A 23,585-nucleotide genomic window follows, 5' to 3' on the forward strand; every position below is an offset into this window, starting at 1 on the left:
AGTAGAGTGCTTTTTTGTATAAATTAAAAAGAAAAATTAAGCAACGATACCAAATTGTTCTTTCATTAATGCTTCAAAATCAGTGCAACCACCAATTGGTTTTTCATCAATAAAGATTTGTGGTACGGTTTCTACTGGTTTGCCGACAGATTTTGATAAATCTTCTTTGGTAATGCCTTCTGCGTGAATATCCACATAACGATAGTCAAAATCAGCAACTTCGCCTTTTAATTTTTCAGCAAGATTTTTTGCACGCACACAGTAAGGGCAGCCAGGACGACCAAAAATAACAACGAACATAAGATTTCCTTTTTTGAGTTAAAAATTCTAGGCAATTCTACCTGATTTTTATCGTCTACATAAAGTGTTTTTATTCGTGTAATATACGGAACATCGTAGACAGTGAGTTAAATATTATGAAATTACTAATGCTTTGCCGCGAACCTCGTCTTTACAGTTGCCAACGCTTAAAAGAAGCTGCTGAACATCAAGGGCATGAGATGGATATTTTAGATCCGAATCGTTGCCTCTTAAAACTCTCGCAAAATACACCGCACTTTCAGATTTTTTATCAAGAAACTTCAGAATCGGATCCTTATTTATTGCCTGATTATGATGCTGTTTTGCCTCGATTTGGTACAACAAGTACACAAATTGGATGCTCAGTCTTACAGCATTTTGAAGGCAAAGGGACTTTTTGTTTAAATTCATCCCAGGCATTTTTAAATGCACGTGATAAGTGGAAAAGTTTGCAACTTTTGCTGAAGGCTGGTGTTCCTGTTCCCAATTCACTTTTAAGTGGCGGTGAAGTACAAGCTCAGACGACGATACCTCATATCAGTTCGCCGACAATTTTAAAAACACTAAATGGTTCACAAGGAATTGGGGTGATTTTGGCTGAAAAACCACAAAGTGCGGTGAGCATTATGGAAGCTTTTAAGCAAACCAATATATCTATGCTACAGCAAGATTTTATTGAAGAAGCGGGCAATGCGGATATTCGTTGTTTTGTAATTGCTGATCAAGTTGTAGCAACGATGCAGAGAATTGGTCAAGATGGTGAGTTTCGGGCGAATTGCCATCGTGGTGGAAAAACCGAAAAAATTACCCTAAGCGATGAAGAAAAGCAGCTAGCCATTCAAGCAACAAAAGCTATCGGTTTAGATGTGGCTGGCGTGGATTTAATTCGTTCGAAAAATGGATTATTGGTTTTAGAGGTAAATGCAAGTCCAGGTTTAGAAATGATTGAAAAAACAAGCGGGATTGATATTGCGTTACAGATGATAAATTATGTTGAAAAGCAGATTCATTTGAATAAGAAAAATAAATAAAATTTGATATTTTTATAGCCTTATTATTCATACCAATTTTTATACACATCTTCTAATAACCTCACTATCAAAAGTTCGGTCATTTTTCTTTGAGTTTTCTCAGAATATTAAAAAATTATCTAAAACCTGTTTTATATCAAAAAATCCACAGAATTTATAAGCCTATGTTCTTTATTTAGGCGTATTATATTACTCGGAATGAGTAATTCATTCTGGTTATCTAAAATAAGGACATTACTATGGCAATTAAAAAAGTGATTACTGTCTGTCCGTATTGTGCTTCAGGTTGTAAGATCAATCTATTGGTTGAGAACAACAAAATTGTGGGTGCTGAAGGTGCAAACGGTAAAACAAACGAACGGGAGCTTTGCCTGAAAGGATATTATGGCTGGGATTTCGTGCATGACACAAAAATCCTCACTCCTCGCCTAACTCAACCGATGATTCGCTACAAACGTGGCGAGCCGTTCACGCCTGTGAGCTGGGAAGAAGCAATTTCCTATTCTGCAAAACGTTTACAAGAAATTAGAGAAAAATATGGCAACGAGTCAATTATGGTAACGGGTTCTTCTCGTGGACCAGGTAACGAAGTGAATTTCGTTATGCAAAAATTTGCTCGTGCGGTATTAGGCAATAACAACATTGACTGTTGTGCACGTGTCTGACATGGCCCATCTGTAGCAGGTCTGCTCAAATCAGTGGGTAATGGCGCGATGTCTAACTCAATCGTTGAGATTGAAGACACTAAATGCGTATTTATCTTTGGCTATAATGCCTCAACGTCTCATCCTATTGTGGCGCGTCGTATTAACCACGCGAAAGCAAAAGGGGCGAAGATTATTGTTTGTGACCCTCGTAAAATTGAAACCGCTCGTATTGCTGATATTTATGCGCCACTTGCCAATGGTAGTAACGTCGCATTTTTGAATGCAATGATGAACGTGATTCTTGAAGAAGGATTACAAGATCAAAAATTTATTGATGAACATACCGAAAATTTCGATGCGTTCTATGAAACTGTAAAAGCTTATACACCTGAATCAACTCAACATATCACTGGCATTGAGCCTGAAATGTTGAGAGAAATTGCCCGCACTTATGCGAAAGCGGAAACTGCTACTATCTTATGGGGTATGGGCGTTTGCCAATTCCGTCAAGGTGTAGAAACTGTACGTGCGTTGGCAAGTTTAGCAATGCTTACTGGTAACTTAGGTAAACCAAATGTTGGTGTAAATCCTGTGCGTGGTCAAAACAACGTACAAGGCGCATGTGACATGGGGGCTTTATATAATACTTTACCTGGTTATCAAAGCTATGCGGATCCAGAAATCAACGCTAAATTTGCGAAAGCATGGGGCGTACCATCTATTCCAACCAAACCAGGTGTACCATTGAGTGAAGTGCCACATGCTGTGGCAGAAGGTAAACTCAAAGCATTCTATATTATGGGTGAAGATACTTTACAAACTGAACCTGATTTGAATGCCATGAAACAAACATTTAAAGATCTTGAGTTTATTATTGTTCAAGATATCTTTATGACTCAAACGGCAGCGGAAGCGGATGTGATTTTACCAGCAACATCTTGTGCAGAACACGAAGGTGTTTATAGTGCGGCTGACCGTGGTTTCCAACGTTTCTATAAAGCGGTGGATCCTGTTGGTGATGTGAAAGACGACTGGGAAATCATTAGTCTTATGGCACAAGCTTTGGGTTATCCAATGCATTACAACAACACCAAAGAAATTTGGGATGAGTTGCGTGAGCTTTGCCCAATTTATAAAGGTGCAACTTACGAAAAAATGGAAGGCTTGGGTTATATTCAATGGCCATGTACAGATGAAGGCCCTGAAGATCAAGGCACTACATACTTGTATAAAGGTCAAATTTTTGACCGTCCAAATGGTAAAGCAGAGTTCTTTGCTTGCGACTGGGAACCACCTATGGAAGAAGTCTCTGAAGAATATCCATTAGTGCTTTCTACCGTGCGTGAAGTTGGTCATTATTCTTGCCGTTCAATGACGGGTAACTGCCGTGCACTTGCTGCGTTGGCAGACGAACCAGGATTTGTTCAAATGAACGACCAAGATGCGAAAGCGTTAGGCATTAAGAATAATGAGCTTGTTTGGATTTCTTCATCTCGTGGTAAAGTTATATCTCGTGCGGATGTAAGTTCTCGTACTAATAAAGGTGCGTGTTATATGACTTACCAATGGTGGATCGGAAAATGTAACGAACTCACGGCTGAACATTTAAATCCGGGATCTCGTACTCCGGAATATAAATACAGCGCGGTGCGTATCGAAAAAATTGAAGATCAACGTTGGGCTGAGCACTATGTTGTAACTGAATATACTAAGCTTAAATCACGCTTAAAAGAAACCGCACTTGTGGCTTAATTATAATATTTATCATGATTAGGACAGGCTTTATGCCTGTCCTTTTTTGTGTCTAATGAAATATAATATTGGTAAGAATATTTGAAATGTTAAAAAGAGCGGTTTATTCAAAGGCAATTTCTTTAATACGCAATTCATCACCGCTTTGTCGTTGCAAGTGTATGCTGCCACAGTTTGGGCAAGAATCATGGGGAGCTTGTATCTCAACTAATTTTTGGCACTGCCAACACCAGGCTTGCGCTGCAATAGGAATGAGATGAAGTTTACAGCCTTCAGCAGCGGTACCTTGAAAGGTTATATCAAAACAAAATTCCAATGCGTCAGGTTCTACACAAGAGAGCGCGCCAATTTCCAGCCAAAGATCCGTGACTTTTTTTATATCGTGACTTTTACATTGTTGTTCTACTATTTCCAGCATATTTTGACAAAGAGACAATTCGTGCATAGTTTTTCCTTTTGTTTTTCTTCCTTAAAATAAATGCCTTTATCAATTCAAGATAAAGGCATTTCTCTAAAACATTGTCAATTTCAACCGCACTTTACGCGAGCATATTTACTACAGCAAATGAGACTTTTAATAGCGCAGCGTTGATTAAGTCGATAAAGAATGCACCGACCATAGGAACGATTAAAAATGCTTTGTGTGATGGCCCAAAACGGCTGGTAATGGCTTGCATATTTGCAACGGCTGTTGGCGTTGCACCTAAACCGAAACCACAGTGACCAGAGCTTAATACAACCGCATCATAATCTTTACCCATTGCGCGATAAGTAACATAGATAGCAAATATCGCCATAAAGATAACTTGTACTGCAAGGATGATTAATACATCTACCGCTAAGCCTGCAAGTTCCCAAAGTTTTAACGACATTAAGGCGATAGCTAAGAAGATTGATAAACCAACGCTACCTAATACATCAATAGCTGAATCAGCCACTTGGAAACGGAAGATATTGGTTAAAATATTGCGGATAATTACACCAGTAAATAAACACCATACGAATGTTGGTAATTGGAATGCGGTGCCTTTTGTTTGTGCATCTAAATATTGACCGATAAGCAAACAGATAGACATCATTGCAATAGTTTCAATTAACGAACGTGAAGTAATTTTACGTTTGTAAGTTGGATGTTCAAAAGCCTCTTGAATATCGTCTACTTCATCATTTTGAGGATTTTCACCTTGTTTTTGACGATTTAATAAGAAACGTGCAACAGGGCCACCGATGATACCACCAAAGACTAACCCAAAGGTTGCACAAGCCATCGCTATTTCAGTTGCACCTTGTAGATTAAATTGATGAACGAATGTATCAGCCCAAGCTGCACCCGTACCATGACCGCCAGTTAATGTGACAGAACCCGCTAATAAACCGTATGCTGGGTGGATACCTAATGCTAATGAACCTACGACACCAATAACATTTTGGCAAATAATTAGTAAACCAGCGACGAACAAAAATACGATAAGTGGTTTTCCGCCTTTAATTAAACGGGAAAAGTTTGCGCTTAAACCAATAGAAGTGAAGAACACTAACATCATGGTAGCTTGCAAATTCTTATCGAAGTTAAAGGATGTCCCGTCAACTTTATTCCAAATCAAAAGACCAATGGCAACAATAAAACCACCAACAACCGGCTCAGGAATGTTGAATGTTTTTAAGATGCTGATTCGTTTAACTAGAAAAAAGCCCAAAAGCAAGACTAAGCTTGCCAGTGCAAGGGTTTCATACGTGCTAAATGTATAGCTCATAAATTGGATCTCCCTATGTTATGTTTAAGTTATATGTTGTGTTGCGGTTCGATTACCACAATTTCAATATTGGTATGTAATCCGCGTGGTAATGTCGAACCTTTTCTGCCTCGTTCCGCACGGAACTTCTGCAGATCTTCCAGTTTTAATACAATTTTTCGTTTTCCGGAATGAAATTCAAGACTTGCTTGATCTGAAATGAGCAATAATTTCACTAACAATTCACTGCGCTCTTTTGCATTTGCTGCAGGAATTGTCACAATTTTATTGCCCTTACCTTTTGATAATGCCGGTAAATCTTTTGCCGGGAAAATCAACATTTTGCCAGCGGATGTCATAGCAACAACAAGTGCGGTAGCATTCGCCAGCGTCTTAGGCTCCATCACTTTGGCATTTTCCGGTAAAGAAATCAAGGCTTTTCCTGCTTTATTGCGTGCAATTAAATCTTCAAATTTACAAATAAAACCATAACCCGCATCAGAAGCCATCAATAATTCTTGCTGTTCACTCGCCATTATGACATATTCAATGGTCGCACCTGCTGGTAAATTTAGTTTACCTGTGAGTGGTTCACCTTGCGAACGCGCGGAAGGTAATGAAAGCGGATCAAGTGCATAACTCCGCCCCGTACTGTCAATGAATACAACGGCTTGATTACTCTTGCCACAAGCATGAGCTCGATAATTATCACCCGCTTTGTAGCTTAATGATTTAGGATCGATATCGTGTCCTTTTGCACAACGTACCCAGCCCATTTCTGATAAGATGACAGTGACAGGCTCTGCTGGCGTCATGTCACTTTCAGAGATCATTTTGGCTTCTTCACGTTCGACCAGTTGAGACATCCGTGGACTGGCATATTTTTTCGCATCTTCTTGAATTTCTTTTTTGATAAGCGTATTCAAACGGCGTTCTGATCCTAAAATTGCTTCTAAATTTAACCGCTCTTTTTCAAGTTCGTCTTGTTCAGCTTTGAGTTGGTTTTCCTCTAATTTCGCTAAATGACGTAAGCGTAAATTTAAAATTGCATCGGCTTGTTCATCGCTTAAATTAAAGCGTGCCATAAGCTCTGCTTTTGGATCATCTTCATTACGTATAATGTCGATAACCTCATCAATATTTAAAAAGGCTATCATCAAGCCTTCTAAAATATGCAAGCGAGAGAGTACTTTATCTAGGCGATATTGAAGGCGACGAGTTACGGTTGTGCGACGGAAAGTAAGCCATTCATTTAAGATTTCTAATAAGCCTTTTACCGCAGGTTTATGATCAAGCCCGATCATATTCATATTTACACGGTAGCTTTTTTCAAGATCTGTCGTCGCAAATAAATGTGCCATTAACGCATCAGTATCGACGCGATTTGAGCGAGGAACTAGCACAATTCGAATTGGATTTTCGTGATCGGCTTCATCACGAATATCTTCTAGCATTGGCAGTTTTTTTGCCGTCATTTGTTCGGCTATTTGTGCAATAACTTTGGATGGCGAAGATTGATGTGGAAGCGCTGAAATAATAATTTCACCCTCTTCTTTTTTCCAAGTTGCACGCATTTTTATTGAGCCACGACCTTGCTCATAAATTTTACGAATTTCTGATTTTGGCGAAATAATTTCCGCTTCTGTTGGAAAATCTGGGCCTTGAACAATTTCAAGTACATCATCTAATCCCGCTTTAGGATTATCTAGCAACATTACTGCCGCATCAGCAATTTCATTAATATTGTGTGGTGGAATATCTGTTGCCATACCCACTGCAATACCTGTTGTGCCGTTCAATAAAATATGAGGTAAACGAGCAGGTAAATATTGTGGTTCGGCCAAGGTTCCATCAAAGTTTGGTTGATAATCTACTGTTCCTTGTCCGAGTTCACTTAACAAGATTTCAGAGATTTTAGATAGGCGAGATTCTGTATAACGCATGGCAGCGAAGGATTTTGGATCATCTGGCGCCCCCCAGTTGCCTTGACCATCTACAAGCGGATAACGATAAGAGAAGGGTTGTGCCATTAACACCATCGCTTCATAACAAGCGCTGTCACCATGTGGATGGAATTTACCGAGTACATCACCGACGGTACGGGCAGATTTTTTGTATTTTGCCGTGGCATTTAAGCCAAGTTCAGACATTGCATATACAATACGGCGTTGAACGGGTTTTAAACCATCGCCGATAAAAGGCAGCGCACGATCCATGATGACATACATGGAATAGTTGAGATAAGCCCTTTCGGTGAAGGTGCGTAGAGGCATTTGCTCAATGCCCTCATAATTGATATTTGTCATTTTGGTTTCTGTTAATTGAATAGATTCTTAATTTATTAAAATTCGGATTTGCTGAGATTAATTTAGTCTAAACAGATAAATCAACCTGATCGCCTTTCGCTTGTAACCAATTTTTACGGTCTTCGGAACGTTTTTTCGCTAATAACATATCCATCAGTTCTAATGTATCCGCGCTTTGGTCTTCCTCTAAATCATAAGTTAATTGAACAAGGCGACGAGTATTAGGATCCATTGTTGTTTCACGTAATTGTGATGGATTCATTTCACCTAAACCTTTAAAACGTTGAACATTCGGTTTGCCTTTTTTATTTTTCAACCGATCTAAAATCGCCTCTTTTTCACTTTCATCTAATGCGTAGAAGACTTCTTTATTTAAGTCAATCCGATAAAGTGGTGGCATAGCCACATAAACGTGACCGTCTTGTACCAATTTTGGAAAATGACGTAAGAACAGGGCACAGAGTAGGGTGGCAATGTGAAGACCATCGGAATCAGCATCCGCTAGAATACATACTTTACCATAGCGAAGTTGTGATAAATCATTGCTGTCAGGATCGATCCCTAGGGCCACAGCGATATCGTGAATTTCTGTTGAACCTAATACTTGATCAGGTGAAACTTCCCATGTATTTAAGATTTTTCCACGTAACGGCAAAATCGCTTGATACTCGCGATCACGCGCTTGTTTTGCTGAGCCGCCCGCAGAGTCGCCCTCTACTAAAAATAATTCTGTTTTTTCTAAATCTTGTGAGCCACAATCAGCTAATTTTCCTGGTAATGCAGGGCCGCTAACGAGTTTTTTTCGTACCACTTTTTTTGCTGCGCGTAATCGGCGTTGTGCAGAACTAATGGCAATTTCTGCTAATTTTTCAGCATCTTGTACATTTTGATTTAGCCATAGACTGAACGCATCTTTTAAAACACCGCTGACAAACACCGCACTTTGGCGTGATGATAAGCGTTCTTTAGTCTGCCCTGCGAATTGCGCATCTTGCATTTTAAGGGAAAGAATGTAAGAACAACGATCCCAAATATCATCAGCGGTAAGTTTTACGCCGCGTGGTAATAGATTTCTAAATTCGCAAAATTCTCGAATGGCATCTAGTAAACCTTGACGTAAGCCATTCACATGTGTTCCACCTTGAATAGTCGGAATTAAGTTTACGTAGCTTTCGCCAATCAGTTCGCCACCTTCTGGCAACCAAAGTAATGCCCAGCTAACCGCTTCATTTGTTCCTTTAAATTCACCAACGAATGGTTTTTCCGGAAGGGTTTCAAAACCGTTAACTGCTTCGATAAGGTAATCGGAAAGACCATCTTCATATAACCAAATATCTTGAGTATTGTTTACTTTATCAATGAATTTGATTTCAAGCCCTGAGCAGAGGACTGCTTTCGCTCTTAATAAATGGCGTAGGCGGCTAACAGAAAATTTTGCGCTGTCAAAATATTTTGGATTCGGTTTGAAGTGAACTGTTGTTCCCGTTGTGCGTCTACCACAAGTCCCAATAACTTCCAATTCTTCTACTTTATTGCCGTTTTCAAAGGCAATTTTATACACTTCACCATTACGTTTGACTTGAATATCCACGCGTTCAGAAAGCGCATTCACCACAGAAATCCCCACACCGTGTAAACCACCGGCAAATTCATAATTTTTATTGGAGAATTTACCACCCGCATGTAGTTTAGTCAGGATTACTTCTACGCCAGAAACGCCTTCCGTAGGATGAATATCCACAGGCATACCGCGACCATTATCTGTGACTTCAATAGATTGATCTGGGTGTAAAATTACTTCAATTTTTGTGGCAAAACCCGCGAGGGCTTCATCCACGCTGTTATCAATAACTTCTTGTGCGAGGTGATTCGGACGAGTGGTGTCTGTATACATACCGGGGCGAATTTGCACCGGTTCGAGATCTTTAAGAACGGTAATTTCTTGAGCTGAATAATTGCTTGTCATGGTTAGAAGTCGTTAATTTTTTAAATTTGAGAAAATTCTATCAAAAAGTGCGGTGATATTCGACCGCACTTTTAATCGTATAAACTAGGCGTATTTTCATCTGGACGCGTTTTAAAACGGCGATGTAGCCACATGTATATTGTTATGTCCTTCATTATTTCCTTTTCAACGATTTGATTCATTCGCGCAGCAATCGTCGTTTCATCTTGTAAATCTGTAAAATCAACAGGCGCTGAAATACTCACGGTATAGCCTGAGCCATCTTTATTGCGTAATGGCGCAAATGGAATTACTTTGCTATTTGGTGAGGATTTCAATAAATAATAACTACCAGTGGTTGTGCAAGCATCGGGCACCGCAAAAAAGGGTACAAAAATGGCATTTTTTCTGCCGTAATCGTGATCAGGTGCATACCAAATCGTTTCTTCATTGCGTAAAGCTTTGATCATTCCGCGTAAATCTTTACGATCAAGCATATCTTTATTAGAACGTAAACGGCCTTGTGTTTGTAGCCAATCAAGCAAAGGATTATCATTTGGACGATAAACACCAATGCCGGGATGATGCAAACCAAGAATGCGTGCGCCAAGTTCTAGCGTTAGGAAATGAACACCGACGAGAACAATTCCATCTTTTTGATTTTCTTTTAGGTAATGTAACCCTTCAACTTTTGACCATTTTTTGATACGTGAATCCGACCAAAACCAAGCTATGCCAGTTTCGATAATTGCTATTCCTACTGAGCGGAGATTTTCTTGCAAAATTGCCTCACGCTCGTTTTCAGGCATATCAGGGAAACAAAGTTCAAGATTACGGCGTGCAATGGCAGCTCGACGTTTACCCACTTTTAAATGTGAAAACAGCCACCCGAGACCATTACCAATATGGCGCAAAATAGGGTAGGGAAGACATAAAATACTTCGCCAAATTGCCACGCCTAACCAAAACAGCCAGTATTTTGGGGCTAAAAAGTGCGGTTGAAATTGAGGGAGTTTTTCGTTTTTCATTGTTCTTTCCACGTAAGTTAGGGGCGTAGTTTATCGTAAATTTGAGTTGTGGTAAAATCACCACAATTTTGGTTATTCAAATAGAGAGATTTTAAAATGGCTCAATATTCAGCAGAATTTAAGCAAGCAAAAGTACTCGTATTAGGCGATGTGATGCTTGATCGTTATTGGTTCGGCGCAACCAATCGTATTTCACCAGAAGCACCAGTACCAGTGGTTCGTGTACAGGAAAATGAAGAGCGCGCGGGTGGTGCAGCAAATGTGGCGATGAATATTGCTTCACTTAATGTACCTGTTCAGTTAATGGGATTGATTGGACAAGATGAAACAGGTTCTGCACTTTCCCTCTTATTAGAAAAACAAAAAATCGATTGTAATTTTGTTGCATTAGAGACCCATCCAACCATTACTAAATTACGTATTTTATCTCGTCACCAACAGTTACTTCGCCTTGATTTTGAAGAAGATTTTAATAATGTAGATTGCAAGGATTTATTAGCGAAGTTAGAAAGTGCGGTGAAAAATTACGGTGCTTTGATTCTTTCTGATTACGGCAAAGGCACGCTTAAAGATGTTCAGAAAATGATTCAAATTGCACGCAAAGCGAATGTGCCTGTGTTAATTGATCCAAAGGGAACTGATTTTGAACGCTATCGTGGTGCGACATTATTGACACCAAATATGTCTGAATTTGAAGCTGTCGTGGGCAAATGCAATACAGAAGGGGAGATTATTGAGAAAGGTTTAAAATTAATTTCTGATATTGAATTAACTGCACTTTTGGTGACGCGTTCTGAAAAAGGGATGACATTATTACGCCCAAATCAAGAACCCTATCATTTGCCAACCGTTGCAAAAGAAGTATTTGATGTGACGGGAGCCGGTGACACTGTCATTAGCGTATTAGCAACTGCATTAGCAGATGGACGTTCTTTCGAAGAATCTTGTTACCTAGCCAATGTGGCCGCTGGGATCGTGGTGGGTAAATTGGGGACTTCAACGGTTTCGACCGTGGAACTTGAAAATGCGATTCATGCTCGTCCTGAAACAGGATTTGGCATTATGAGTGAAGCTGAATTAAAAGATGCTGTCACACAAGCTAAAGCGCGCGGTGAAAAAATTGTGATGACTAATGGCTGTTTCGATATTTTGCATCCAGGGCATGTTTCTTATTTAGAAAATGCACGAAAATTAGGCGATCGTCTAATTGTTGCAGTAAACAGCGACGATTCAGTTAAACGCTTAAAAGGTGATAGTCGCCCAATTAACAACCTTGAAACTCGTATGGCGGTACTGGCTGGTTTGGCATCCGTGGACTGGTTGGTGCCATTCACTGAAGATACACCACAACGTTTAATCGGCGATATTTTACCGGATTTATTGGTAAAAGGCGGCGATTACAAACCAGAAGAGATTGCAGGCAGTAAAGAAGTTTGGGCAAACGGCGGTGATGTTAAAGTGCTAAACTTTGAAAATGGTTGTTCAACAACAAATGTGATTGAAAAAATTAGGACATTAAAAGAGTAGACTGTAGGAAATAGAATTTTCTGTAAATATTGCATCTACGATTTTTTATGTTGTTATATAAATATAATTAGACATATTTTTACTGAATACTACTTTTTTAGAGATGTACATGGCTGAAATTTTAGAACAGCAAAATATAATTGAAGAACCTGAAGCACAATATCATTTGTTTTCAGAAAATAAGCACCTAGTGCAGAATACAGTAAGTTTTACCTTTATTGATCTTTTTGCTGGAATTGGTGGCTTTAGATTAGCAATGCAAAATTTGGGTGGAAAATGTGTTTTTTCTAGTGAATGGGATGAGCAAGCTCAAAAAACGTATGCTGCAAATTTTGGAGATATTCCTTACGGTGATATTACTTTAGAAGAAACAAAGGCTAGAATTCCTAAAGAATTCGATATCCTTTGTGCAGGCTTTCCTTGTCAGGCTTTTTCTATTGCAGGGAAAAGAGGCGGATTTGAAGATACCAGAGGAACGTTATTTTTTGATGTTGCTGAGATTATTCGTCGTCATCAACCGAAAGCCTTTTTTTTAGAAAATGTAAAAGGATTAATTAATCACGATAAAGGACATACGCTTAAAACTATTTTAAACACATTGAGAGAGGATTTAGGTTATTTTGTACCAGATCCTGAAATTGTAAATGCTAAAGATTTCGGTGTGCCACAAAATAGAGAACGAATCTATATTGTGGGATTTCATAAAGATACAGGGGTGAATTCATTTAATTATCCAAAGCCGACCAATCAGCCAGTGCGTTTTATTGATATTCGTGAAGATAAACCAGTTGCAACGAAATATTATTTATCAACCCAATATATTAATACATTACGGAATCATAAAGCTCGTCATGAAAGTAAAGGTAACGGCTTTGGATATGAAATTATTTCTGATAATGGAATAGCGAATGCAATTGTTGTTGGCGGCATGGGAAGAGAGCGTAATTTGATTATTGATCATCGAATTACTGATTTTACCCCAACAACTCGGATTAAAGGCGAAGTTAATCGAGAGGGGATTCGTAAGATGACTCCAAGAGAATGGGCCAGATTACAAGGTTTTCCTGATAGTTATGTAATTCCTGTTGCAGATGCCTCGGCATATAAACAATTTGGCAATTCTGTTGCTGTGCCAGCTATTCAAGCAACAGCAAAACAAATATTAAATGAATTAAACATAGGTAAATAATATGACTACTAAAGGACGAAAGGTTGTCACTATTATCAAACAAATAATAGAAGGATGTCCTATTAACAAAGAGTGGACTGCAAGTGAATTTATTTCTACTTATTGGGGTATTTATAAATCTGATTATAAAGAAGATAATTCGGTAAATGGGGGAGTATTTGAGCAATTACTTGTCCTTTCATTACTTAGGGAAGGAATCGGTCCCGTTTATGTTCAAGCAAAACTTGCTTTTGTACCAAATGTAATTCTTGATATTGTCCTCTATAATCGTAGAACGCCCATCACTATTAGTGCTAAAACGTCATTAAGGGAACGTTGGAAACAAGCTGATCTTGAGGCTGTTGCAACAAAATATGTTCATAGAGATGCAAAGTGTTATCTTTTAACGCTTTCCGAAAGTGAAGTCAAAACTAGACGAGCAGATAGAAATAGTTATATGGGAATTGATAAATTTATTCTTGCTCACACTACAGAGTATGATCAATTTATCAATGAGTTAAAACAAATTAAAATTTCAGAGAGTGAAACTATTAAAATTATTGAAACAGATCATCATGTTTATAATAAAGAAATAGCCAATGAAATGTATAGAATTTCACTATAGTGGTAATAATTTCTAGTTATATGCTTTCAAATTTTACAATTGATTCAAGACAAACAAATCAGAATGATGGGTTTTATCAGAATAAACCTTGCATTTAAGCCTATTCATCGCTAGAATGCAGGCTCCTTGTCATCGCTGAGTTAGAGATCGGCGAATGATGTATTAACAACACTACCTTTTAGGAGTAAAAAATGTCTCTAAGTACTGAAAAAAAAGCAGCAATCGTTGCTGAATTTGGTCGTGATGCGAAAGATACTGGTTCTTCTGAAGTTCAAATCGCATTATTAACTGCACAAATCAACCACTTACAAGCTCACTTTGCTGAGCACAAAAAAGACCACCATGGTCGTCGTGGTTTATTACGTATGGTTTCTCGTCGTCGTAAACTTTTAGACTACTTAAAACGTACTGATCTTGCTTTATATCAAAGCACTATCGCTCGTTTAGGTTTACGTCGCTAATTTTTATTACGATAGTAAAAAATCAAGCCCTCGAATATCGAGGGCTTTTTTTATAGTTTTATTTTAATTTTATAGGCGCTCTTCAGACTATCATCAAAATAAATAAAATATTTGGCTGATATATTAACTTGCCATCTTCTAATGTTCACATAATAAACATACATCTAATTTTAGTTGTTTGTTATGAAATTGCTGTAATGTACTACGGTGACTTACGCTGAGAATGATCATTTCGGGCAGATGCTCTTTAATTGTTTGGTAGAGTAAATTCTCGGTTGTTTCATCCAATGCTGAAGTCGTTTCATCGAGAAATACGACATCTGGTTTTGTGAGTAAAATACGAATAAACGCCACTCTTTGAAGTTCACTGGGCGATAAAATCGCTTACCAGTCATTTTTTACATTAAGTGCGTGTATGTATTTTCCAAGCGTACAATCCTTCATTGTTTGTTCCAATTCTGCGTGACTTGGATTGATATTTGGATAACAAATTGCTTCTCGTAAAGTACCCTGTGGCATATAAGGTCGTTGTGGCAGGAATAAACTTCCCATACATGGATGCTCTGCAATATCGACGATTTCAAAGGGATAGATTCCTACAATTGCTTTTAGCAGCGATGTTTTTCCTGTTCCAGATGCACCTTGAATCAATAGGGCATCTCCATTTTCTAAATTAATATTTAAATTATTGAGTAGAACATTACCTTGTTCATCTTTAATACCAAAGTTTTTTAAGGTGACACGATGAGAACAATGAAAAGGATGATGAACGTTTTGTTTATCTAATTCATCCATTTTTGTTATAAAACCATAAAGACGCTTTAACCGAGCTTGATAGAGTGTGAATTGCTCATAGAACAAGCGGAAGAATGAAAGTGCGGTCATTAATCGGTTAAATGCTTGGACTGTTTGATGCATATCTCCTAGTTTTATCTGACCAGAAAAAAACGTGGTGCTTGTAACATTAAAGGCAATAATTTAGCCACGCGAGTTACCCCAGAGTTGCAACTATTTAAGCCCAACATTTTTAATACAATGGACCAACGGTTATGGATAATTTGATGGAATTGATGTTGTAAGAAAGTTTGTTCTTTTGGCTCGCCATTATAAAAAGCAATGCTTTCTGCATTGTCTCGTACACGGATTAAGGAATAACGATAATCGCCATTGAGTTTTTCTTTTGTAAAATTTAACTTGATTAGTGGGCGGCCAATTCACACGGACATGAGTGTTGCAAAAATAATAAAGGCATAAATGAAGAAAACGACGCCTTTTTCAATATTAAATCCAAATAAAGTTAACACACCAGAAACTGACCATAAAATAATCGTAAATTCAATGGTCGTGAGCACCGATTTAATCATGCCTCGTACAATTCCGTACTGGTAATAAATTCTCTCGCATCTTGTTCAATACGTTGATCGATATTATCTGGTAAATCTCGTTCGTATTTTAGGCGATAGCATTTTTAAAAGGCTATAAAAAAACACCGCCTTTTGATGGTAAAGTGCGGTGTTTTTTAGAAGGTTTTATCAATATTTATAGATTTCGTTATATAAGCCACTCTCAAATTGTACTAATGCAGCTCGTTTGGTTTTGCTTTCCAAATCACCAGTTGAGTAGCCATTAATAAATTGAACAAAGGCCACTTTTTCCCCTCGAGCATTTGTCATAAAGCCGGCGAGGTTATAAACCCCTTTCAAAGAGCCAGTTTTAGCAATCACATTTTTGACTAATGGTGGGCTAATTAATCCACCTCGCCCACTGATCGTGCCATCTACACCTGCGATCGGAAAAGTTTCCATTAAATGCAATTTATCTTCGTTTTTGGCGATGTATTCTAAAACGGACAGCATCGTTTTAGGTGCCACAAGATTATGGCGAGACAGACCCGAACCATCGGCTAAAATACTGTTGCCAAAACGAATTCCTTGTTTTTGCAATATAGATTTAATCGCTAATGTGCCTAATTGAAAGGACGCTGGGCGTTTATAGTAATTGAATGCCACCGCTCGGAATAATGAATCGGCAATTTGGTTATCCGATTTTTTCATCATTTTTTTCAATAAATCTGGTAATGGTTTTGATAAATGTTTAGCTAATAGCTGACCTTGTTGTGGTTTTGGGGGCAGCATGACTTTGCCATTAAACTCAATACCTAATTGTCTTAATTGACGTTGAATAATCGCGGCAGAATAAGCATCCGTATCTTGCACGGCAAAGCTTAAACCAAAAGGTTTAGATTGACGGGCTAAACATCCTTTTACTTGATAGCGATTATTATCGTGTACAACAACATCGAGCTGACAATAAGGCGCTTCATTGCTATCCGCTACATAAACTTGTCCGAACACTTGAATTGGAAATTGTGCAGGTACATTGATTTTTACTGTTTCACCTGGATTTTGATTCGCATCTAGTTCCGCATAGAAACAGTTGTTATCAATATTTGCAGCGGATGGCGGAGAGTTGAAACACATGGTCAGATCGTTCCAAATCCAACCTAATCCTCGGTCGTGACTAGAAAAAACAGAGGTATCTAATACTAAATCGCCATTAATTTTTTTGATGCCTTGTTTTTTTAATTCTGCAAGTAAGCTATAAAGCTGACCACTTGTGAGATCAGGATCACCTGTGAAACGTACGATTAAGTGACCATCTAAATTCCCATTTTGAATTTTTCCATTACTCAAAAGAGCCGTCTCAAATTGGAATTGATCGCCTAATGCAAGTTTAGCGGCAACGGCAGTAAAAACTTTTTGTGTACTCGCAGGAAGCATAAAGGTTGAGCCATTATAATCCGCAATAATTTGGTTTTGATTTATATTTTTTGCGATGAAACCTACGCTAGAGCCTTCAGGTAATTGTTGTGTCAAGTCTAAAACGTTAATGTTTGCGAAGGTTGGAAGGCTAAAGCTTACGGAAAGTAAAAAGGATCCAAGTGTGGTGGAAATTGAAGATAATTTTTTCATATTAGGTTTGTTATGGTTGCTATTTTTTTTTAGACGAACAATAATAAGCCCCGAATGAAATTGAGTAAATCATTTTCTCATTTCAAGTTTATTTTTAATAATACTGCGGCAAAATTTTAGGATTTTGCCGTGGTTTTTGTTTTATTTAGTAAAAGGAAAAACAATGCAACAAATTCCAATGACTGTGCGTGGCGCAGAACAATTACGTGAAGAATTGGATTTCTTAAAAAATGTACGTCGTCCTGAAATTATTAAAGCGATAGCAGAAGCACGCGAGCACGGTGATTTAAAAGAAAATGCAGAATATCATGCGGCTCGTGAACAACAAGGTTTTTGTGAAGGCCGTATTCAAGAGATTGAAGGTAAACTTGGTAATGCTCAAGTGATTGATGTAACCAAAATGCCAAATAACGGTAAAGTTATTTTTGGTGCAACCGTTGTGCTTGTAAATACTGATACAGACGAGGAAGTTACTTATCGCATTGTGGGCGATGATGAAGCTGACATTAAATCTGGTTTGATTTCGGTTAATTCACCAATTGCGCGAGGTTTAATTGGTAAAGAATTAGATGATACCGTTAATATTACAACGCCTGGTGGTGTCGTTGAGTTTGATATTATTGAAGTGAATTATATTTAAATAAAAAAAGTGCGGTTGAAAATAACCGCACGTTTGTTGTTATTTTCGTGGAAGCTGAATTTTTGCTTCTTCGCTTGGGCGATAAAGCACCAAAATATGCCCGATAGTTTGTACTTGTGCTGCTTTAGTTTCACGCACAATCGCATCGATAATAAGTTGTTTTGTTTCACGATCTGCACCAGCAACTTTTACTTTAATGAGTTCGTGATGATTAAGTGCATTTTCAATTTCAGCAAGTACGCCTTCGGTTAAGCCATTTCCACCAAGCATAACCACTGGGTTAAGATGGTGCGCAAGACCTTTTAAAAATTGTTTTTGTTTGGTTGATAAGGTTGTCATAAGGATTCCTAATTAAAAAGAGCGGTTGATTTTCTCAATGTTTTTCACTGATTTCAATCAGCCTCGGCTTGAATTCGGCAGATTGTAACCAAATATAAGCAAAACTACTACCAAAAATAGAAGATTATGGGAAAGAAAAAACGTTCAGCGAGTTCTTCTCGCTGGCTAAATGAACATTTTAGTGATCAATTTGTGCAAAAAGCGCATAAGCAAAAGTTACGTTCACGCGCTTATTTTAAGATTGATGAAATTCAGCAAACGGATAAATTATTTAAACAAGGAATGACTGTGGTCGATCTTGGCGCTGCACCTGGCGGTTGGTCGCAATATGTGGTGGGACAAATCGGTGGTAAAGGTCGAGTGATTGCTTGTGATATTTTAGAAATGGATCCCATTGTAGGTGTTGATTTTCTACAAGGAGATTTCCGTGATGAAAATATTTTGAATGCTTTATTAGCGCGCGTAGGCGAAGATAAAGTTGATGTGGTAATGTCTGATATGGCACCAAATTTTAGTGGAATGCCATCAGTAGATATTCCACGCGCAATGTATTTGGTCGAGCTTGCTTTAGATATGTGTAAACAGGTCTTGGCAACCAAAGGAAGCTTTGTTGTTAAAGTTTTCCAAGGTGAAGGCTTTGATGAATATTTAAGAGAAATTCGTTCTTTATTTAATGTGGTGAAAGTGCGTAAGCCTGAAGCATCACGCGGACGCTCTCGTGAAGTATATATTGTGGCGACAGGCTATAAAGGCTAATTGCTTTGATAGCTTTTCATCGCTAATGATGTGTAGTATCTTGTAAAAAATTTTTTAACTTAGGAAAGGTAGGTTAGACTTTGAACGATATGGTCAAAAATCTGGTGCTTTGGGTGGTAGTAGCGGTCATTATGATGACAGCATACCAGAGTTTTAATTCCTCTTCGGTAGATAATTCTACTGATTATACAACCTTTGTTTACGATGTAAGCAACGGACAAGTGACAGAAGCACGTTTTGATGCCAATGAAATTACGGTAACGAAAACCGATGGTTCTAAATATTCAACCGTAATGCCACCACTTGAAGACAAAAAATTGCTTGATGATTTATTAAGCAAAAAAGTGAAAGTGGAAGGTACGCCATTTGAAAAACGTGGTTTCTTGTCCCAAATTTTAATTTCTTGGTTCCCAATGTTATTCCTTGTTGGCGTATGGGTATTCTTTATGCGTCAAATGCAAGGTGGTGGCGGTAAAGCGATGAGCTTTGGTAAAAGCCGCGCCAAAATGCTGAATCAAGATCAGATTAAGGTTACTTTTGCGGATGTTGCTGGTTGCGATGAAGCAAAAGAAGAAGTGGGTGAAATCGTTGATTTCTTGCGTGATCCTAATAAATTCCAAAACTTGGGCGGTAAAATTCCAAAAGGTATTCTGATGGTTGGTCCTCCAGGTACTGGTAAAACTTTACTTGCTCGTGCTATCGCAGGGGAAGCAAAAGTTCCATTCTTCACTATTTCAGGTTCTGATTTCGTAGAAATGTTTGTGGGTGTTGGTGCATCTCGTGTACGTGATATGTTTGAACAGGCTAAGAAAAATGCACCTTGCTTAATCTTTATTGATGAAATCGATGCAGTGGGTCGCCAACGTGGTGCGGGCTTAGGCGGCGGGCACGATGAACGTGAACAAACCTTAAACCAAATGCTGGTTGAAATGGATGGCTTTAGTGGTAATGACGGCGTAATTGTTATTGCCGCAACTAACCGCCCAGATGTGCTTGACCCAGCTTTAACTCGTCCAGGCCGTTTTGACCGACAAGTTGTTGTTGGTTTACCTGATGTGAAAGGTCGTGAGCAAATCTTAAAAGTGCATATGCGCAAAGTGCCTGTAGCACAAGATGTTGATGCAATGACATTAGCGCGTGGTACGCCTGGCTATTCCGGTGCAGATTTAGCAAACTTAGTGAATGAGGCTGCTTTATTTGCTGCTCGAGTGAATAAACGTATGGTAACCATGCTTGAGTTTGAAAAAGCGAAAGATAAGATCAATATGGGGCCAGAACGTCGTACCATGATTATGACGGATAAGCAAAAAGAGTCGACAGCTTATCATGAAGCAGGTCATGCGATTGTAGGTTATTTAGTTCCTGAGCATGATCCTGTACACAAAGTGACTATTATTCCTCGTGGTCGTGCGTTGGGTGTGACATTTTTCTTGCCTGAAGGTGATCAAATTAGTATTAGCCAAAAACAATTAGAAAGTAAGCTTTCTACCTTGTATGCGGGGCGTTTGGCAGAAGATTTGATTTATGGCGAAGAAAATATTTCGACTGGTGCGTCTAACGATATTAAAGTCGCTACTAATATTGCGCGCAATATGGTGACGCAATGGGGATTCTCTGACAAATTAGGTCCAATTCTTTATACGGAAGATGAAGGCGAGGTTTTCTTAGGTCGTTCAATGGCGAAAGCAAAACATATGTCAGATGAAACGGCTCATGCAATTGATGAAGAAGTTCGTGCGATTGTAAATCGTAACTATGCGAGAGCAAGACAGATTTTGACTGATAATATGGATATTCTTCATGCGATGAAAGATGCATTAGTCAAATATGAAACCATTGAAGAAGAACAAATCAAACAATTGATGAATCGTGAACCTGTGACACCTCCATCTGGATGGGAAGACCATACAGGGCAAGCTGCTTATGCAAATAGCAATAATGCTCAAAGTGGTGAAAATTCGGTAGATTCTAATTCCTAATCACCTCTCTAATCAACAAGGCCTTTCTTCGGAAAGGCTTTATTTTTCCCCCTAATGATTTTTTTCTTGAGCGTATTCCGCTATAATCGCCCGATTAAAATTAATCTAAAAATCCACCGCACTTTATGAAACTTTACGCAAATAATAAATGTCTTGATTTAAGTGTTCCTCAGATTATGGGAATCCTTAATTTTACTCCTGATTCTTTTTCTGATAGCGGACAGTTTTTTAGTTTGGATAAAGCGCTTTTTCAAGTTGAAAAAATGTTGGAAGAAGGTGCGGCAATTATTGATATTGGTGGTGAATCTACACGCCCTAATGCGGATGAAGTCTCTGAACAAGAAGAATTACATCGTGTTGTGCCAGTAGTGGAGGCGGTGCGAAGCCGTTTTGATTGCTGGATTTCTGTTGATTCCTCAAAAGCAGTTGTGATGCGTGAAGCCGCAAATGTTGGAATGGATTTGATTAATGATATTCGTGCTTTGCAAGAACCAAATGCGTTAGAAACGGCGGTAAAACTGGCTTTACCTGTTTGCATTATGCATATGCAAGGGCAACCTAGAACGATGCAGGTAAATCCTCATTATGAAAATGTCCTGCAAGATGTATTAGCTTTTTTACAGAAACGTACTAATGAATGTCTTTCTGCTGGTGTTAAAAAAGAAAACTTAATTTGGGACATGGGATTTGGTTTTGGTAAGTCTGTACAGCATAATTATCAATTATTACAAAATCTGAATGAATTTTGTCGGATAGGCTATCCAGTATTAGCGGGATTATCTCGCAAATCAATGATTGGCGCTGTGCTTGATAAACCCGTCGATAAGCGAGTGATAGGTAGTGCGGTAGGTGCGCTTATTGCAGCGCAAAAAGGTGCAAAAATTTTACGCGTACATGATGTTGCTGCAACATCGGATATGCTCAAAGTTTGGCAGGCAACAGAAAATGCCTGATGGTTTTATAACGATAAAAAATTAAAGGAATTTTATTATGGCAAATCGTAAATATTTTGGAACAGATGGTGTACGTGGAAAAGTGGGCACTTATCCAATCACACCAGATTTCGCATTAAAATTAGGTTGGGCCGCGGGAAAAGTGTTGGCTTCTCAAGGTTCGAAAATGGTTTTAATCGGTAAAGATACCCGAATTTCTGGATATATGTTGGAATCAGCCCTTGAAGCAGGTTTAGCCGCTGCGGGTTTATCTGCTGCATTTACTGGTCCTATGCCTACACCTGCTATTGCTTATTTGACCAGAACTTTCCGTGCTGAAGCGGGTATTGTGATCTCAGCATCTCATAATCCTTATTATGATAATGGCATTAAATTCTTTTCAGCAAAAGGTACTAAATTACCTGATGAAATTGAAGAAGCCATTGAAGCAATGTTAGAGCAACCTATGGATTGTGTGGAATCTGCTGAATTAGGTAAAGCAAGTCGTATTAATGATGCAGCAGGGCGCTACATTGAATTTTGTAAAGGTACATTCCCCGCTCATTTAGGCTTGGAAGGTTATAAGATCGTGGTAGATTGTGCAAATGGTGCAACCTATCATATTGCGCCTAACGTGTTGAGAGAGTTAGGTGCGGAAGTCATTGAAATTGGTACGGATCCAAATGGTTTGAACATTAATGAAAAATGTGGTGCAACTGATGTGACTGCATTGCAAGCTAAAGTAGTTGAAACGAAAGCTGACGTTGGCTTAGCTTATGATGGCGATGGTGACCGCATTATGATGGTCGATCATTTAGGAAATAAAGTCGATGGTGACCAAATTCTCTTTATTATTGCGCGTGAAGCATTGCGCTCAGGTCAATTAAAAGGCGGTGTCGTTGGCACATTAATGAGTAATATGAGTTTAGAGATCGCGTTGAAAATGCTTGGTGTTCCTTTCTTACGTGCAAATGTGGGTGACCGTTATGTATTGGAAAAAATGGTTGAAAATGATTGGACGCTTGGTGGTGAGAATTCTGGACATATTATCATTGCGGATAAGAATACAACGGGTGACGGTATTGTTGCATCATTGGCTGTATTGGCGGCGATGGCGCAGCATAAATTATCATTAAATGAATTAGCAAGTGCGGTTAAATTATTCCCACAAGTGTTAATCAATGTACGTTTTGCGGGAGGGGATAATCCACTTGAAAGTGACGCTGTAAAATCTGTTGCCGCAGACGTTGAAAAACGTTTAGAAGGCAAAGGTCGTATTTTATTGCGTAAATCAGGGACGGAACCACTTATTCGCGTTATGGTGGAATGCCAAGATGCTGCACTTGCACAACAATGTGCAGAAGAAATTGCAGAAGCAGTTAAATCTCATTAATTTTTTAACCGCACTTTATTTAGTGCGGTTTATTTTTATCAAGTACTTAGG

Annotated in this window: 19 protein-coding genes and 1 pseudogene; 11 read left to right on the forward strand and 9 right to left on the reverse strand. The window is 38.6% G+C overall.

Annotated features, from left to right (window positions below; genetic code table 11):
- Positions 1–36: 36 nt before the first annotated feature.
- Positions 37–300, reverse strand: a complete 264-nt coding sequence (locus tag AAX18_RS05860) for a GrxA family glutaredoxin (protein WP_005628952.1) — start codon at positions 298–300, stop codon at positions 37–39.
- A gap of 116 nt (positions 301–416) precedes the next feature.
- On the opposite strand from AAX18_RS05860, the gene AAX18_RS05865 reads away from it, so the two are divergent.
- Both AAX18_RS05865 and fdhF read left to right on the forward strand, forming a co-directional pair.
- Positions 417–1,331, forward strand: coding sequence for a RimK family alpha-L-glutamate ligase (locus AAX18_RS05865; protein WP_005628948.1), 915 nt, complete (start codon positions 417–419; stop codon positions 1,329–1,331).
- A gap of 245 nt (positions 1,332–1,576) precedes the next feature.
- Positions 1,577–3,730, forward strand: coding sequence for a formate dehydrogenase subunit alpha (fdhF, locus tag AAX18_RS05875; RefSeq protein ID WP_080948128.1), 2,154 nt, complete (start codon positions 1,577–1,579; stop codon positions 3,728–3,730).
- 103 nt (positions 3,731–3,833) lie between these two features.
- Here fdhF and hypA read toward each other — a convergent pair whose 3' ends face one another.
- The 5 genes from hypA to htrB all read right to left on the reverse strand — a co-directional run bounded on the left by hypA (position 3,834) and on the right by htrB (position 10,742).
- Positions 3,834–4,175 carry a hydrogenase maturation nickel metallochaperone HypA gene (gene hypA, locus AAX18_RS05880; RefSeq protein WP_005628941.1) on the reverse strand — a complete coding sequence of 114 codons (342 nt, stop codon included), beginning with the start codon at positions 4,173–4,175 and terminating at the stop codon, positions 3,834–3,836.
- A gap of 94 nt (positions 4,176–4,269) precedes the next feature.
- Positions 4,270–5,484: a sodium/glutamate symporter gene (gene gltS, locus AAX18_RS05885; RefSeq protein ID WP_046953264.1), complete on the reverse strand. Its 1,215-nt coding sequence runs from the start codon at positions 5,482–5,484 to the stop codon at positions 4,270–4,272.
- A 29-nt stretch (positions 5,485–5,513) separates the two neighbouring features.
- On the reverse strand, positions 5,514–7,769 hold the full coding sequence (gene parC, locus AAX18_RS05890; protein ID WP_046953265.1) for a DNA topoisomerase IV subunit A: 2,256 nt from the start codon (positions 7,767–7,769) through the stop codon (positions 5,514–5,516).
- Positions 7,770–7,836: 67 nt separating this feature from the next.
- Positions 7,837–9,735 (reverse strand): DNA topoisomerase IV subunit B, encoded by a 1,899-nt coding sequence (gene parE / locus AAX18_RS05895; protein ID WP_005628935.1) that lies wholly within the window; start codon positions 9,733–9,735, stop codon positions 7,837–7,839.
- Positions 9,736–9,806: 71 nt separating this feature from the next.
- Positions 9,807–10,742, reverse strand: a complete 936-nt coding sequence (gene htrB, locus AAX18_RS05900) for a lipid A biosynthesis lauroyl acyltransferase HtrB (RefSeq protein WP_046953266.1) — start codon at positions 10,740–10,742, stop codon at positions 9,807–9,809.
- 96 nt (positions 10,743–10,838) lie between these two features.
- Between htrB and hldE the strand changes: the two genes are divergently transcribed.
- The 4 genes from hldE to rpsO all read left to right on the forward strand — a co-directional run bounded on the left by hldE (position 10,839) and on the right by rpsO (position 14,523).
- Positions 10,839–12,269, forward strand: a complete 1,431-nt coding sequence (hldE, locus tag AAX18_RS05905; RefSeq protein WP_046953267.1) for a bifunctional D-glycero-beta-D-manno-heptose-7-phosphate kinase/D-glycero-beta-D-manno-heptose 1-phosphate adenylyltransferase HldE — start codon at positions 10,839–10,841, stop codon at positions 12,267–12,269.
- 109 nt (positions 12,270–12,378) lie between these two features.
- A complete protein-coding gene (locus AAX18_RS05910; RefSeq protein WP_005628927.1) occupies positions 12,379–13,458 on the forward strand; it encodes a DNA cytosine methyltransferase in 1,080 nt (359 codons plus the stop codon).
- Position 13,459: 1 nt separating this feature from the next.
- On the forward strand, positions 13,460–14,062 hold the full coding sequence (locus AAX18_RS05915) for a PDDEXK family nuclease (protein WP_046953268.1): 603 nt from the start codon (positions 13,460–13,462) through the stop codon (positions 14,060–14,062).
- A gap of 191 nt (positions 14,063–14,253) precedes the next feature.
- Positions 14,254–14,523, forward strand: coding sequence for a 30S ribosomal protein S15 (gene rpsO, locus AAX18_RS05920; RefSeq protein ID WP_005628925.1), 270 nt, complete (start codon positions 14,254–14,256; stop codon positions 14,521–14,523).
- 138 nt (positions 14,524–14,661) lie between these two features.
- On the opposite strand, the pseudogene AAX18_RS09005 reads toward rpsO, so the two are convergent.
- Positions 14,662–15,991, reverse strand: a pseudogene (locus tag AAX18_RS09005) (ABC transporter ATP-binding protein/permease); the annotation flags it as partial.
- A 64-nt stretch (positions 15,992–16,055) separates the two neighbouring features.
- Entirely contained in the window at positions 16,056–17,495 is a 1,440-nt protein-coding gene (gene dacB / locus AAX18_RS05930) for a serine-type D-Ala-D-Ala carboxypeptidase (RefSeq protein ID WP_005628919.1), read from the reverse strand.
- Positions 17,496–17,658: 163 nt separating this feature from the next.
- Here dacB and greA point away from each other — a divergent pair, with 163 nt between their 5' ends.
- A complete protein-coding gene (gene greA / locus AAX18_RS05935; protein ID WP_005628917.1) occupies positions 17,659–18,135 on the forward strand; it encodes a transcription elongation factor GreA in 477 nt (158 codons plus the stop codon).
- A gap of 39 nt (positions 18,136–18,174) precedes the next feature.
- Here greA and yhbY read toward each other — a convergent pair whose 3' ends face one another.
- A complete protein-coding gene (gene yhbY, locus AAX18_RS05940) occupies positions 18,175–18,474 on the reverse strand; it encodes a ribosome assembly RNA-binding protein YhbY (protein WP_005628915.1) in 300 nt (99 codons plus the stop codon).
- A 126-nt stretch (positions 18,475–18,600) separates the two neighbouring features.
- On the opposite strand from yhbY, the gene rlmE reads away from it, so the two are divergent.
- The 4 genes from rlmE to glmM all read left to right on the forward strand — a co-directional run bounded on the left by rlmE (position 18,601) and on the right by glmM (position 23,534).
- A complete protein-coding gene (gene rlmE / locus AAX18_RS05945) occupies positions 18,601–19,230 on the forward strand; it encodes a 23S rRNA (uridine(2552)-2'-O)-methyltransferase RlmE (protein WP_005628913.1) in 630 nt (209 codons plus the stop codon).
- An 89-nt stretch (positions 19,231–19,319) separates the two neighbouring features.
- Entirely contained in the window at positions 19,320–21,209 is a 1,890-nt protein-coding gene (ftsH, locus tag AAX18_RS05950) for an ATP-dependent zinc metalloprotease FtsH (protein ID WP_046953269.1), read from the forward strand.
- A 125-nt stretch (positions 21,210–21,334) separates the two neighbouring features.
- Positions 21,335–22,162, forward strand: a complete 828-nt coding sequence (folP, locus tag AAX18_RS05955) for a dihydropteroate synthase (protein WP_046953270.1) — start codon at positions 21,335–21,337, stop codon at positions 22,160–22,162.
- A gap of 37 nt (positions 22,163–22,199) precedes the next feature.
- Entirely contained in the window at positions 22,200–23,534 is a 1,335-nt protein-coding gene (gene glmM, locus AAX18_RS05960; protein WP_046953271.1) for a phosphoglucosamine mutase, read from the forward strand.
- Positions 23,535–23,585: the final 51 nt, after the last annotated feature.

This window comes from Haemophilus haemolyticus (assembly GCF_001008205.1).
Taxonomy (GTDB): domain Bacteria; phylum Pseudomonadota; class Gammaproteobacteria; order Enterobacterales; family Pasteurellaceae; genus Haemophilus; species Haemophilus haemolyticus_Q.